Source organism: Mesorhizobium sp. LjRoot246, from assembly GCF_964254115.1.
Classification (GTDB): domain Bacteria; phylum Pseudomonadota; class Alphaproteobacteria; order Rhizobiales; family Rhizobiaceae; genus Mesorhizobium.
In genome coordinates this window covers 5690365-5704276 of sequence record NZ_CAXUSN020000001.1, presented here as the reverse complement: position 1 = coordinate 5704276, position 13912 = coordinate 5690365, and the positions used below count along the sequence as shown (strand labels likewise).

Sequence of the window (13912 nt, the reverse complement as noted above, 5' to 3'; positions counted from 1 at the left end):
CCGCGAACAAAACAGTTTTCAACAGCCTGCTAGATCAAAAATTTGAGGTGGGACCACTGACCCTACACTTGTTCGAACCGTCCGAGGCATCATGAACCAGCCGCGTTCGGCCAAATCCGGCAAGGACAAGAACCCGCTCAGCCTTGCCCTGCGCTCGCTGCGGACGGCCTTTGTCGGCGTCGGCCTGTTCAGCTTCGCGATCAATCTGCTGATGTTGACCGGGCCGATGTTCATGCTGCAGGTCTACGATCGCGTGCTGACAGCGCGCTCGGTGCCGACGCTGATCGCCTTTTTCGGGCTGGTGGTGGGGCTGTATCTGTTCCTGGGCGTGTTCGACTTCCTGCGTACCCGCATTCTTTCGCGCTCCGGCTATTGGCTCGACCAGCGGCTGGGCGGGCTTACCTTCCGCACCTGGGTTTGCCAGGGTGTCGCTGGCCAGGCCGAGGCGGGGCGGCCGATCCAGGATTTGAACGCGGTGCGTGCGTTTCTCGGCAGTTCGGGCCTGCTTGGCTTTTTCGATATGCCGTGGATGCCGTTCTACCTAGCCCTCGTCTTCTTCATGCACCCCTATCTCGGGTTCCTGTCGCTCGGTGGCGCGGTATTGGTGGCCCTTCTGGCATTGGCGAACGAGATGCTGACAAGGCGCCATCTCGGCCGTGCCGCCGCCATAGAGGGGCTGGAGAGCCGCTTCGTCGAGCAGAGCAACCGCAACGCCGAGGCCATCCTGTCGATGGGCATGCTCGGCAATGTCGGGCGGCAGTGGCAGGCGATGCATGGAGAAAGCACGGAGCGGGCGCAGGCGGGCTCGGAGAATTCGGAGATCTTCGCCTCCATCTCCAAGGCCGTCCGGATGCTTCTGCAATCGGCCAATCTGGCGCTTGGCGCCTGGCTCGCCATCCAGCAAGAAATCTCACCAGGCATGATCGTGGCCTCCTCCATCATCTCGGGGCGTGCGCTGGCGCCGGTCGACCAGGTGATCGGGCAATGGACGGGAATCGTGCGCGCCAGGCTCGCCTACCGGCGGCTCACCGCGCATCTGGACCAGGCCGAAAAGGCGCAGCCGCCAATCCAGCTGCCTGAGCCGAAGGGCGACCTGCAGCTGCGCAACGTGACCAAACACGCCCCGGGGCAGGCCACTGATGCCGGCGGAGGTCGCCGTGTGATCCTTAACCAGATCAGCTTCGACCTGGTGCCGGGCGACGGGCTGGGCGTCATCGGCCCAAGCGCATCCGGCAAGTCCACGCTGGCGCGGCTGCTGATCGGTGCCTGGACGCCGGATGCCGGCTCGATCCGGCTCGACGGCGCGTCGCTGGCGCACTGGGACAGCGAGGCGCTGGGTCGCTATGTTGGCTACCTGCCGCAGTCGGTCGAGCTTTTGGCCGGCACCGTCCGGCAGAACATAGCCCGCTTCGATCCCGAAGCGCAGGATGCCGACATCATCCGCGCCGCGCAGACCGCCGGCGTGCACGAGATGATCCTGCGCCTGCCCGAGGGCTACGCCACAACCATCGGCTACGGCCCGACGTCGCTTTCGGGCGGGCAGATCCAGCGCATAGGGCTTGCCCGCGCACTGTTTCGCATGCCGAAGCTGGTCGTGCTCGACGAGCCCAATTCCAATCTCGACGCCGATGGCGATGCCGCACTGACGGCTGCGATCGAGCAGATGCGCGCGGCCGGATCGGTGGTTGTCGTCATGACGCACCGGCCGAGCGCGATCGCAGCCGTCAACAAGGTGATGATGCTGTCGAACGGAACCACGGTCGAACTCGGCGACAAGTCCGAGGTGCTGCGCAAAGTGACGCGCTCGGTCTGACGTGGCAATTTCGGCGGGGGTGAAGCGATGAGCAACATATCTTCCACGGACAGAAGCGGCAAGCCACGCACCGGCTACCGGACATTCCTGGTTGTAGGACTGGCGGCTTTCCTTGTCCTGTTCGGTGGTGTCTTTTTCTGGATGGCCTATGCCTCGATCTCCGGTGCGGTCATTGCCTCCGGCTCGATCATCGTCAGAGGCAAGCCGAAGCTGGTGCAGCATCTCGACGGCGGTATCATCAAGGAGATTCTGGTCAAGAATGGCGATCTGGTGAAAGCCGGAGACGTTCTGGTCAGGCTGGACGAGACGCTGCTGGACGCCAATGTTGAGATCTATCGCAATCGCCTGCGAGAGGGGCTGGCGCGCAAGGCGCGACTGGAAGCGGAGCGGGATGGCGCCGACAGCCTGACCTTTGATGAAACCATCCTCCACCTCACCGGCATCGACCAGAATGAAGGGCATCGCCACGGGCAGGAAAGGCTGTTTCATGCGCGGCGGATGAGCCGCACCGGCCAGATCGAGCAGCAGCGCGAGAAGATCAGCCAGTTTGGCAACCAGATCACCGGCGTGCAAGGAATGGTGAAATCGAAGCGGGAGCAGCTCGGCTACGTCGTCCGGGAGCTCAACGGCATCAAGAAGCTGCGCGACCAAGGGCTTGCGGCGGAAACGCGGGTGATGGCGCAAGAGGCGCGCCGCGCCGACCTCGAGGGGCAGATCGCGGAGAGTCAGGCCGATCTCGCCCGCATCGAGAATTCGATCCGCGAGACCGACATTGCCATCCTGCAGATCGATCGCGAGTTCCAGGAGCAGGTGCTGTCGGAACTGCGGGAGGTATCGACGCAGGTCGACGATCTCGTCCAGCAGATACTGGCCACCAACAAGCAGCTGGAGCGCATCGAAATCAGGGCGCCGGTCAACGGCATCGTGCATGAGCTCAACGTCTACACAATCGGTGGCGTTGTGCCGCCTGGCGGCACGCTGATGCAACTCATCGCCATCGATCAGGGCCTGGATCTGGAGGTCAACGTCGAGCCGCGCTCCATCGATCAACTGCACGCCGGACACAAGGCGCTGATACGCTTTCCGGCATTCAACCAGCGCACGACGCCGCAGCTGTTCGGCAGCATAGACACGATCTCACCGTCTACGATCGTAAACGAGAAGACCGGCGTCGCCTTCTACCGCGTCGGCATCATCGTTTCGCCCGAGGAGATTGCGAAGCTGGGCGACCTCGCGCTGATGCCCGGGATGCCGGCCGAAGCGTTCATAGAGACCAGTTCTCGCACGGTGTTGGATTTCATTTTCAAACCGTTGTCAGACAGCATCCGCCATGCATTCCGTGAACAATAGCACGATCTTGATAGCGTGGCCGAGGGGTTGTGGGTAGCGGAACAGAAATGTCAGCTGAATCATCTTCAATAGTCGAACTGACGAACTGAAACGTCCAGCAGCGGAGGCGATGAGGGATTTGATTGAAGCCGTTGCTGGTTTGCCCATTAATTCAATGCATGTCTCCCAAAAGTGACCTCGGAGTGGACAGATCATGATGGGGAATTGACCATGGCTGTCGGGTTTTCGAAGAGAGAACCATGGCAAGACATCGTGTTACAGCATCGCGTTCAAGCGTCAGGTCGTGCAGGAATATCTGTCGGGCGAGACGCTGCACAGTTGGCGAAACGGCATGACATCACCCGCACCCTGATCCGTGTCTGGATTGGCAAATATGAGGCAGGCGGCTTCGATGAAGATACGGCTTCGGCCACTCTCATCACGGAATATGAGGTGCGGATCGCCGCGCTTGAGCGGCTGGTCGGCAAGCAGGCTCTGGAGCTGGAGTTTCTAAAGGGGGCTCTGAAAAGCGCTCCGCGGCCGAAAAGCTGGTCATCCTCGACGAGCCCAATTCGAACCTCGATGCCGAAGGCGAGGCTGCGTTGACGGAAGCCATCCAGGGCGTTCGCGCGCGCGGCGGCATCGCCGTGGTCGTAGCGCACCGCCCGAGCGCGCTCGCAAGCCTCGATCAGGTTCTGGTGATGGCCAACGGCCGCGTCCAGGCGTTTGGCCCGAAGAATGAAGTCTTGAACAAGGTCACACGGCCGGCCGGCGTTCCCTTGAAGGTCGTGCCCGCATCTGAAGAGAATGTATCCTGATGGCCGGGACCCCAACCATCGATCGGACCATCCGGCGCTCTGCTTGGTGGCGTCGCCGCCTGCATCCTTCTCGTCGGCGGCGCGGGCAGTCTGGCGGCGGTCACCGAGCTTTCCGGTGCGGTGATCGCGTCGGGAAAGATGGTCGTCGATTCCAGCGTCAAGAAGGTTCAGCATCCCACCGGTGGCGTGGTCGGCGACATTCTGGCACGCGAAGGCGATGCCGTGAAATCCGGCCAGGTCCTGATCCGCCTCGACGAAACCGTCACCCGCGCCAACCTCGCGATCGTCACCAAGGGCCTCGACGAATTCGAGGCTCGGCTGGCCCGTCTCGAAGCCGAACGTGACGATCACAATGACATCGCCTTCCCAACCTCGCTGACCTCGAGGCGGGATGAGACCGCCGTTGCGCGCGCCATGGCTGGCGAACAGTCGCTGTTCGAGTTTCGCCGGCAGGCCCGCGCCGGGCAGAAGGCTCAATTGGAAGAACGCATCGCGCAGCTTGCCGAAGAGGCCTCGGGGCTCACCGAACAACGGGAGGCCAAGAGCCAGGAAATAAAACTGATCGGCACCGAACTCGACAGCATCCGCAAACTCTGGCTCAAGAAGCTTGTCTCGATCGACCGCATGACGGCGCTGGAGCGTGACGCGGTCCGGCTCAACGGCGAACACGGGCAACTGACCGCATCGATTGCACAGGCGAAAGGCCGGATCGCCGAGACCCGGCTGCAGATCATCCAGGTCGACCAGGATCTGCGCAGCGAGGTTGCAGCCGAGCTTCGCGATGTCCAGGGGAAGATATCCGAATTCGTCGAACGCAAGGTGTCAGCCGAAGACCAGGTCAAACGCATCGATATATTCGCAGTCCGCAGAATGGCGTGGTCCACCAGCTTGCCGTTCATACGGTCGGCGGCGTCATTTCGCCGGGCGAAGTGATCATGCTCGTGGTGCCGGTGGCCGACGATCTGACCGTCGAGGCCCGCATCGCGCCGCAGGACATCGATCAGCTCTCGCTCGGTCAGGACGTGACACTGAAGCTCTCGGCGTTCAATCAGCGCGTCACACAGGAACTGAATGGCAGCGTCAGCGAAATCTCCGCTGATCTCAGCGTCGACGAGCGAAGCGGCGCGGCGTTTTACACGGTTCGCGTCAGCCTGCCGCGCACCGAACTGAAAATACTGAAAGGCCTGACCCTGGCGCCGGGCATGCCCGTCGAAGCGTTCTTTTCGACCGGCAGCCGCACCATGCTATCCTACCTGGTAAAGCCGCTGGCCGATCAGATCCAGCGGGCCTTCTGGGAGGAGTGATGATGATCGCTACCCTAGGGACATTTAGGCTCGGTTGGCCGCATGTCCAATTTGAGGCCCCTGCGAGACTTGACGTGTAGATGTGCCGACCAGTGAGCTCCTTTCTCAACCGCCCGCGCGGGGTTCGATGGATGTCCGAAGTTGTTGGGTTAATCTGTTCTATATGGGTCGTTTGATCTCGGGCCAAATTGCACTAGTCATCTGACTTCATATAGCCTGCTGACGGTACTTTTCGAGACGGCAGAGACACTCCGTCGAAAGCCGAAAAGTGCAAAAATCGCTGATTGGTTCCGATAGTTGGTGAAACCTCAAAATATTTTTTGCGGCGATTTTCCCTTCAAAATCAAAAGCGTAATTTTTTGACGGCCCATGGGTCGGCGTTGTGCGTCACAAATAAGAAAAAACCCAGCTAGATCAATGACCTGGCTGGGTTAAAAACAATCGAGTGGGAATGACGGGACGGCGGCGATAGCGTAGCTTGCCGATCCGCCCTGGCTCGATCGTCACCTGTCGCTGTTTGGTTGCGATAACCTCTCTCGATCTCCTAGCAAAACACAGGATTGATCTGAACGAAGTTGGAAGGGGTGTAAAGCGCAATCAACATGTTGGAGAGTTGCGGCGTACAAAAGCGTGCAAACCGGCGGGTCTGCGTCCTGCCACGGAGGCGCAACGCAGATAGCAGTTCCTCCACGCCAAGGGCCGTTCATCGATCTCAATCGGCTGGAGAAGCGCCCAGGCGTTTGGAGATGGAAACGATCCAGGCACGAAGTTCCGGTGCAAATGGCTTTTCGAGCGCTGCACGGTCCCAGGCAAGGAAATAGGCATCGGACAACTTTATCCGCTGATTGAACGGGACGATGAGCCGGCCTGCGGTGATATCGTCGGCGGCCATCGACAATTGAGCAAGCACAAACCCCTTTCCGTTTATCGCAGCATCGATCGCGGCACTCGACAACGAAAAGGCAACTTCGCCTGACGTCTTTCGATGTGACGCGCCGATCCTGCTCGCCCATTCAGCCCAACTTGGCGGTGATTGGTGATCTTGGGCCCATTCGATGCCCAGGAGAGGAAAATCAAGAATGTCCGAGGGCTTGCCGAGAGGTCGATTGGTCAGCAATCCGGGCGCGCAAGCAGGCACCACCCAATCCGTGAACAGTTCGGTATAGTGGTCGTAGTCGTGGATCTTGGTGCCGTACGAAATCCGGAAATCAACCTGATCCTTGTCAAAACGTGGCTCCTGCTCGGCGCCGACGAGACGCACCGTCGCGCCGGCGTGGCCAATTTGCCAATCTAGGAGCTTTGGTGCGATCCACTTGCTGGCAAGCGAGGGAAGGCAAGAGATGGTCAGCGCGCTCTCCGATCGTGCCCGCTCGACGATGTGTTGGGCGTTGCGAATCTGGTCGAATCCTGAGGAAATCGCCGCATGGTAGGTTCGCCCCCAGGATGACAGTGCAACATTCCTGCCACGGCGTTCGAGCAGACTAAGCCCGAGCATATCTTCAGCCTTGCGGATTTGCTGGCTGACCGCGCCGACTGAAACGCCAAGTTCATCGGCCGCGGCCGTCACGCTGCCGCATCGACCGAAAGCCTCGAAGGCCTGTATCGCACGCAAGGGGGGCGTTTTCTTCACCTGGGTATGATCCTGGGGTCGGTTTGTTTTAGCATTTCTAAAATAGAACGCAGATGCAAGCACTATGTCGTCTCATGCCCGAGAGGTATTCGTTTTGGCGTTCACGAGCTCGGGAGGACACCATGTTTCTTCGAAATTGCTGGTATGTGGCCGCGTGGGATCATGAGGTCGCCGACAGGCTGGTGCCGACCCGGATTCTGGGAGAGGATATTGTCCTTTATCGCCGGACCGATGGCGTGGTGGCGGCGCTCGAGGATGCCTGTCCGCACCGCAAGTTGCCGCTGTCCATGGGCCGCATCAAGGGCGACACTGTCGAATGCGGCTATCATGGGCTGACCTTCGACAGCACGGGGACCTGCACACGGGTGCCGGGCGCGGAAAAGATACCGCATGTGGCATGCGTTCGTTCCTATCCGATCACCGAGCGTTACGGGCTGCTGTGGATATGGATGGGCGAAGCGGCAAAGGCCGACCCCGCGCTGATTTTCGCGGTCGACCACTGGGGCGATCCGGCATGGGGCGTCAATCGCGGCGAGTCGATGGCGCTCGATTGCAACTACCTCTACATGACCGACAACCTGCTCGACCCCTCGCATGTATCGTGGGTCCACCAGTCCTCCTTCGGCGGCGTTCAGGCGATGGAGGATGCGCCGCTCGAAACCACCGTGGGCGCGGACGGCGTGACCGTGTGGCGCTGGGTGGTCGATGCCGCGCCGGCGCCCTTCTATGCGCCTTTCCTCAAATTCTCAGGCAATTGCGACCGCAAGCAGCACTACGAGGTGCGCTACCCCTCCAACGCCATCATCAAGGCGATCTTCGTGCCGGCCCGCACCGGCGGCGAGGGTAAGCCGCTGCACGAGGACGTGTTCCTCATGGACAGCTACAATTTCATGACGCCGGTCGATGAGAACCAGACGAAATATTACTGGTTCCAGATGCGCAATTTCGCCCCCGACGACCTGGAGGTTTCGCGTCAGTTCGCCACCTCCGTGCGCGGCGCCTTCGACGAGGACCGCACCGTGCTCAATGCCGTGCACAAAGGCATGGCAAACAAGCGCACGCCCAATCTCGATCTCAAGATCGATGTCGGGCCGCTGCGCTTTCGCCGCAACCTGGCCAAGCTGATCGCCAGCGAGAACCAGCAATTGGCGGCTGCCGAATGAACGCATTCACCGCTCGCGACACCATCGCAAGAAGCGGATTTCGCGGCCTGAAAGTGGTCGCGAAGGTGCGCGAAAGCGCCATCATCACGTCGTTCCATATCGAGCCGGTCAATCCACAGGACTGGCGCGACTTCCAGCCGGGTCAGTTCCTGGTGTTCCGGATTCCGGTAGCGCGGGAGGCAGCCGGCGAAAGGGGATATGTGCTGCGTAACTACAGTATCTCCTGTTCCCCAGACAGCGCTCGCTATCGGATCAGCGTGAAGCGTGAAGCAGCACCGGCGCCGGGGCTGCCCGACGGGGTAAGCTCGTGCTTCCTGCATGACGAGATCAACGTCGGTGATGTGCTTCAGGCGGAAGGGCCGCGCGGCGATTTCGTGCTCGACAAGGCCAGCAACCGTCCAGTCGCGCTGCTCAGCGGCGGCGTAGGGCTGACGCCGATGGTGTCGATGCTGCATGCGCTGGCTGCGATGCCGGACCGCCGCGCCGTCTTCATTCATGCCTGCGAGAACGGCGATGTGCATGCCTTGCGCGACGAGGTGACCGGCCTGGTCACGACCCGGCCCGGCCTGGCCGCGCACTACTGCTACCGGTCTCCGTCCGAGCGTGACAGGGCCGACCAGCGCTTCCACAGCGAGGGCATGATTTCGCGCGACGTGCTGCAGCGCCTGCTGCCGATCGATGACTATGATTTCTACCTCTGTGGCCCACCGCCGTTCATGCAGGCGATCTACGCCATGCTGCGCGAGCTTGGCGTGCCGAGGCATCGCATTGCCTATGAATTCTTCGGCCCGGCGGCGGTGCTTGAGCCCGATGCCGTACGAGCTCCCGCGGTTCCGGCGCAGCCGGCAAGGGTCGAGCCGACCGGGGAAGCGACAACCGTGGAATTCCGGAAGTCGGGCCTGACGGCCGTCTGGGATAGCTCGGCCGCATCGTTGCTCGACTTCGCCGAGAACCAGGGTCTGTTGCCGGAATTCAGCTGCCGGGCCGGCATCTGCGGCACATGCAAGTCGCGGCTGATCTCGGGCGACGTCGCCTATTTCGAAGAACCGCTGGACGAGCTTGGGACAGGCGAAGTGCTGCTATGCTGCTCCAAGCCACGCGGATCAGTCGTCCTGGATATTTGACAAGATCGTGATGCCGCGCGTGGGCGCGGGGAAACGGAAGTCGGGATTTGGAACAGTCGGTCAAACCAGCGTCGAGCCTGCCGCTCAATCCGCATATCGCCGCCTTGCCGCCCTACAATGCCGGCATGAACATCGCGATGGCGCGGACGCTCAGCGGACGCCATGACATTGCCCGTCTGGCCAGCAATGAGAACCCGGATGGCTGTTCTCCCGCTGTCGTGGCCGCATTGGCCTCCTCATCTTTCGAACCATGGCGCTATGCCGATCCGGCCTGCACGGCGCTGCGAGCTGCGCTTGGCGAAAAACTGGCGGTCGATCCCGGCCTGATCGTTGCCGGCAATGGTTCCGAGGAGATGATCGCCGCCATCTCACGCGCCGTCCTGGTGCCGGGCGCCTCGGTCGTCACCACGGTGCCGAGCTTCGGCCTGCATGAGATAGAGCCGCTGGCTGCCGGTGCGGATGTCGTCAAGATTGCGATGACACCCGAAATGGGGTTCGATCTTGCCGCGCTCGAGACGGCGATCGCGGCCGGGCCAAGGATCGTTTTCATATCCTCGCCGTGGAACCCGGTCGGGCCGGGTCTCGACCATCCCAGCTTGCAACGGCTGATCGGCGCCGTGCGGCCCGGCACGCTTCTTGTCCTGGACGAGGCCTATTTCGAATTCGCCGATCCCGGCGCGCCCGACGGCATCGAGGTTCTGCGCGACAGCGGCATCGACCATGTGGTGCTGCGAACATTTTCGAAGGCCTATGGCCTGGCGGGACTGCGCGTTGGCTATGCCGTCTGTTCCGGCCTCGAACTGGCAAGAGTGATCGCGGCCGCCAAGACGCCGTTCAACGTCAATGCGGCAGCGCAGACCGCCGCTATTGCGGCGCTGGCCGACGAAAGCTGGATGAAGGCGTCGGCGGGCCGCGTCAGGGCCGAGCGCGTGCGCACCACCGCCGCACTTACCGGCCTTGGTTTCCGGGTTGCCCAGTCGCAGACAAACTTCCTGTTCTTCGACTGCACGGGCGACAGCTCCAGCGTTGCCGCCGGTCTCCTGAAGCAGGGGATCATCGTCAAGGCGTGGCGCGAAGCCGGCTACGAGCACTATCTGCGCGCCACCATCGGCTTGCCGGTCGACAACGACCGGCTTCTCACAGCGCTTCAGGGATTGGCGGGGCGATGAGCGGCCTCGCGTCTCCCAGGCAAACGAACTGGATCGAGCAAGCGGTTCCGTTGTCGGTTGTCGACGCGATCCGCGATGTGGTTGGCGCCTCGAATGTGCGCACCGGTGATCATGCGGGGGCGATCGACCTTGGTTCGGACGGAACGGATCGCGGCGCCGGCATCGTCGTTGCGCCTTCATCGACCGGCGAGGTCGCGGCGGTGGTGCGCATCTGCCGTCAGAATGGGATCCCCATCGTGCCGCAAGGCGGGCGTACCGGTCTGGTCGATGGAACTGTCTCGCGGACAGGCGAGATCGTGCTTTCGATGGCACGCATGAACCGCATCGAGCGGCTCGATCCGGTCGAGCGCGTGGCGGTCGTCGGTGCCGGTGTCACCCTCGAAGCTTTGCAGGCTGCCGCGTCTGAGCATCGACTGGAGCCCGGTATCGATCTTGCCGCGCGCGGCTCGGCGACGATCGGCGGCATGGTGTCCACCAATGCCGGTGGCGTGATGGCCTTTCGCAACGGCGTCATGCGCCATCGCGTGCTTGGGCTCGAGGCCGTGCTGGCCGACGGGTCCGTCTATTCTGATCTTACGCGGGTGGTGAAGAATTCCGCCGGCTACGATCTGAAGCATCTCTTCATCGGTGCGGAGGGCACGCTTGGCATCGTGACCCGCGTGGTCGTCAAGCTCGACCCTTCGCCGCGAGCCACCGCCACCGCGCTTTTCGGACTGCCGTCTGTCGAAGCGGCGCTGCAAATCATTCGTCTGGCGCTTGAATCGGATGCCGGACATTTGCGCGCGGCGGAGGCGATGTGGACCTCGTATTTCAGCCTGGCCGCCGCCGCGCATGAATGGTCCGAACCGGGGGTGCCGCTCGACCAGACGCTGTTCCTGCTGTTGTCGCTTGGCGGCGCGCGCGAAGAGGCGCTGCGCGAGGATTTCGAGCGGATCTATTCGGAAGTGATGGAGCGCTATCCCGAAGCCACCGGCATCATTGCCGGCTCGCGGCGGCAAGAGGACGACCTGTGGCGGTTGCGCGAGGACACCGGCGTGCTCTATCGCGTCCATCCTCATGCGCCTTCCTTCGACGTGTCTGTGCCTCTGTCGGAAATTCCGGCCTATCTCGACAGAATCCTGCCCCGGCTCGCCGCGATTGAATCGGGTCTGGCGCCCTATGTCTTCGGGCACCTGGCCGATGGGAACCTGCATATCATCCTCAACCGTCAGGGTCCGCTGGCGCCTGACGTGGCGGAGGCTGCCGAGAGCGTCCTGTACCAACAACTGCGGGAGATTGGCGGTTCTTTTTCCGCCGAGCACGGTGTTGGGTCCAAGCGCATCCATTCGCTGCTGGCGACGGCTGACCCGACGAAGCTCGCCGCCATGGAGCGGGTGAAACGAGCGCTGGACGATCAGTCGATCATGAACCCCGACAAGGTGCTTCCCTCCGACGCCTGGTTTGTCCGGTCCTCCAGGCCGCTCCTTTCCGGCAATGAGCGCCGATTGCCACCTCAGAACACGAGCGATCACAACGATGAATAGCCCCACGGTGGAACGACAGGGAATGAACGGATTGACCGCAACCGCCAGCGGTCCAGTAAGAGCGACCATGCGCCATGATGAGCCAGCACCAGCCTATGCCTGTGATTTCGCCACCTTGCGACAGGGATTTCGCGAAGCCGCCGAGCGGGCCGGCGCGGAACTGTCCGAATATGTTCATCCGCTGAACGGCCCGGATGGCGAGACGCTGGCGACGGATGTGGCGCTGCTTGGCCGCCGCGATGCGCGCAAGCTGATCGTGCTCATCTCCGGTACGCATGGTGTCGAGGGTCCGTTCGGCTCGACTTGCCAGACCGCCTGGCTCGGCCAGAAGAATCTGCGGCGCCTGCCGGGCGACACGGCGATCCTTGCCATTCACCTCATCAATCCCTGGGGCACGGCTTGGTCGCGGCGCGTCAACGAGGACAATGTCGACCTCAACCGCAACTTCATCGACTGGTCTTCAAGTGCTCCCGTCAACAACGGTTATGCCGGCCTGCACGACGCCATGGCGTATCGCGAGTGGGAAGGGCCGGACCGCATAGCGGCCGACGAGAAGCTCGCCGTGGCGCGCAAGAGGCTTGGGCATGCCGGTCTGGCGGCGATCGTCGAAGCCGGCCAGTATGAGTTCGCCGACGGCATGTTCTACGGCGGTGGCGGCCCGGTCTGGTCGAACCGCACCTTGAACGAAATCCTGAAGACCTTTGCCGGCGCGGCGCGCCAGGTCATCGTCTTCGACCTGCATACCGGCGCCGGGCCTTATGGTTATCCGGCTCTGCTTTCCGTGGCGAATTCCGAGCATGACGGCCTTGCCTGGGGCAAATCCATCTTCGGGCCGGCGCTGGCGACAGTCCTGACAGGTCAGGGCGCCAAGACCGACACCGGCATCGCGGCAACGGCGACCGGCTATGTCTCCGACGCCGTCCGCAAGGCAATGCCGAACGCGCGCGTGCTGCCGCTTGTCGTTGAATGCGGCACGTTGGACGGGCCGGCTGTCATGGAAGCGGTCCAGGCCGACAACTGGCTGCATCTGTTCGGCAAGCTCGATTCGCCGCTGGGCAAGCGGATCCGCGACACTCTGCGCTGCGCCTTCATTCCGGATGACCCAGACTGGCAACGCACCTGCCTGTCCAGCAGCCTGCGCTATTTCGACCGTGCGCTGGCGGACCTGCGGACTGTCGAGATAACCCAGGACATCAGCAGCGAACAGACGCCGCCCGCCGTTCCCGCCGTGGCGGCCGATCCGGCGCCCGCTGACGAGGCAAAGATCACCACGCCGGCCGTGCAGATCGACGAGCTTCACAAGAGCTTCGGCTCGCTTCTGGTGTTGAAGGGCGTCAATCTCACCGCCCATGCCGGTGAGGTCATTTCCATGATCGGTTCGTCGGGCTCGGGCAAAAGCACGTTCCTGCGCTGCGTCAATCTTCTGGAACAGCCGGATGGCGGCAGGGTCGCCATCGACGGCGAGGTGATCAAGATGAAGCCGCTGTCGAACGGCCGTCTTGGGCCAGCCGATATGGCGCAGGTCGAACGTATCCGCGCCCGCGTCGGCATGGTGTTCCAGAACTTCAATCTGTGGCCGCACATGACGGTGGCGGAGAACATCATCGAAGCGCCCCGGCACGTCTTGAAGGAGCCCCGCGAGAAGGCCATTGAACATGCCCACGCCCTTTTGAAGAAGGTCGGGCTCGCCGACAAGCACGCCCATTATCCCGGCCAGTTGTCCGGTGGCCAGCAGCAACGGGCGGCGATCGCCCGCACGCTGGCGATGCGGCCGAAGGTCATCCTCTTCGACGAACCGACTTCGGCGCTCGATCCCGAACTGGTCGGCGAGGTGCTGCGGGTGATCCGTCAACTGGCGGAGGAAGGCAACACCATGATCCTCGTGACGCATGAGATGCAGTTCGCGCGCGAGGTCTCCCACAAGGTTCTGTTTCTCCACCAGGGAAAGGTGGAGGAAGAGGGTGCGCCCGCGGCGCTGTTCGGCAGCCCGCGCTCGGAGCGTCTGCGCCAATTCCTGGCACGGACACTGTGAGGGAAGC

General features: G+C 62.4%; 9 protein-coding genes and 2 pseudogenes. 10 read left to right on the top strand and 1 reads right to left on the bottom strand.

Going from position 1 to position 13912, the window contains the following annotated elements; genetic code table 11:
• Positions 1–91: 91 nt before the first annotated feature.
• From ACSQ3L_RS27850 to ACSQ3L_RS27830, 5 genes and pseudogenes are all read left to right on the top strand, one after another.
• Positions 92–1813, top strand: a complete 1722-nt coding sequence (locus tag ACSQ3L_RS27850; protein ID WP_436162823.1) for a type I secretion system permease/ATPase — start codon at positions 92–94, stop codon at positions 1811–1813.
• A 27-nt stretch (positions 1814–1840) separates the two neighbouring features.
• Entirely contained in the window at positions 1841–3163 is a 1323-nt protein-coding gene (locus ACSQ3L_RS27845) for an HlyD family type I secretion periplasmic adaptor subunit (protein WP_436162822.1), read from the top strand.
• 210 nt (positions 3164–3373) lie between these two features.
• Positions 3374–3748, top strand: a complete 375-nt coding sequence (locus ACSQ3L_RS27840; RefSeq protein ID WP_436162821.1) for a transposase — start codon at positions 3374–3376, stop codon at positions 3746–3748.
• Positions 3640–3960, top strand: a pseudogene (locus ACSQ3L_RS27835) (type I secretion system permease/ATPase); the annotation flags it as partial. The gene ACSQ3L_RS27840 and the pseudogene ACSQ3L_RS27835, both read left to right, overlap by 109 nt.
• A 39-nt stretch (positions 3961–3999) precedes the next feature.
• A pseudogene (locus tag ACSQ3L_RS27830) lies at positions 4000–5264 on the top strand (HlyD family type I secretion periplasmic adaptor subunit).
• Between the two features lie 712 nt (positions 5265–5976).
• Here ACSQ3L_RS27830 and ACSQ3L_RS27825 read toward each other — a convergent pair.
• Positions 5977–6894, bottom strand: a complete 918-nt coding sequence (locus ACSQ3L_RS27825; protein WP_436162820.1) for a LysR family transcriptional regulator — start codon at positions 6892–6894, stop codon at positions 5977–5979.
• Positions 6895–7016: 122 nt separating this feature from the next.
• On the opposite strand from ACSQ3L_RS27825, the gene ACSQ3L_RS27820 reads away from it, so the two are divergent.
• From ACSQ3L_RS27820 to ACSQ3L_RS27800, 5 genes are all read left to right on the top strand, one after another.
• Positions 7017–8057 (top strand): aromatic ring-hydroxylating dioxygenase subunit alpha, encoded by a 1041-nt coding sequence (locus ACSQ3L_RS27820; RefSeq protein WP_436162819.1) that lies wholly within the window; start codon positions 7017–7019, stop codon positions 8055–8057.
• Positions 8054–9181 carry a 2Fe-2S iron-sulfur cluster-binding protein gene (locus ACSQ3L_RS27815; RefSeq protein WP_436162818.1) on the top strand — a complete coding sequence of 376 codons (1128 nt, stop codon included), beginning with the start codon at positions 8054–8056 and terminating at the stop codon, positions 9179–9181. Before ACSQ3L_RS27820 ends, ACSQ3L_RS27815 begins: the two co-directional genes overlap by 4 nt.
• Before the next feature lie 47 nt (positions 9182–9228).
• Positions 9229–10350 carry an aminotransferase class I/II-fold pyridoxal phosphate-dependent enzyme gene (locus ACSQ3L_RS27810; RefSeq protein ID WP_436162817.1) on the top strand — a complete coding sequence of 374 codons (1122 nt, stop codon included), beginning with the start codon at positions 9229–9231 and terminating at the stop codon, positions 10348–10350.
• Positions 10347–11873, top strand: coding sequence for an FAD-binding oxidoreductase (locus ACSQ3L_RS27805; protein WP_436162816.1), 1527 nt, complete (start codon positions 10347–10349; stop codon positions 11871–11873). Before ACSQ3L_RS27810 ends, ACSQ3L_RS27805 begins: the two co-directional genes overlap by 4 nt.
• Positions 11874–11940: 67 nt before the next feature.
• Positions 11941–13905, top strand: a complete 1965-nt coding sequence (locus ACSQ3L_RS27800) for a DUF2817 domain-containing protein (RefSeq protein ID WP_436163547.1) — start codon at positions 11941–11943, stop codon at positions 13903–13905.
• Positions 13906–13912 lie beyond the last annotated feature (7 nt).

Excerpts from the sequence above, each read along its gene's own strand:
- ACSQ3L_RS27840 (WP_436162821.1), top strand. The coding sequence starts at position 3,374 with ATGGCTGTCGGGTTTTCGAAGAGAGAACCATGGCAAGACATCGTGTTA.
- ACSQ3L_RS27820 (WP_436162819.1), top strand. The coding sequence starts at position 7,017 with ATGTTTCTTCGAAATTGCTGGTATGTGGCCGCGTGGGATCATGAGGTC.
- ACSQ3L_RS27800 (WP_436163547.1), top strand. The coding sequence starts at position 11,941 with ATGCGCCATGATGAGCCAGCACCAGCCTATGCCTGTGATTTCGCCACC.
- ACSQ3L_RS27805 (WP_436162816.1), top strand. The coding sequence starts at position 10,347 with ATGAGCGGCCTCGCGTCTCCCAGGCAAACGAACTGGATCGAGCAAGCG.
- ACSQ3L_RS27850 (WP_436162823.1), top strand. The coding sequence starts at position 92 with ATGAACCAGCCGCGTTCGGCCAAATCCGGCAAGGACAAGAACCCGCTC.
- ACSQ3L_RS27845 (WP_436162822.1), top strand. The coding sequence starts at position 1,841 with ATGAGCAACATATCTTCCACGGACAGAAGCGGCAAGCCACGCACCGGC.
- ACSQ3L_RS27815 (WP_436162818.1), top strand. The coding sequence starts at position 8,054 with ATGAACGCATTCACCGCTCGCGACACCATCGCAAGAAGCGGATTTCGC.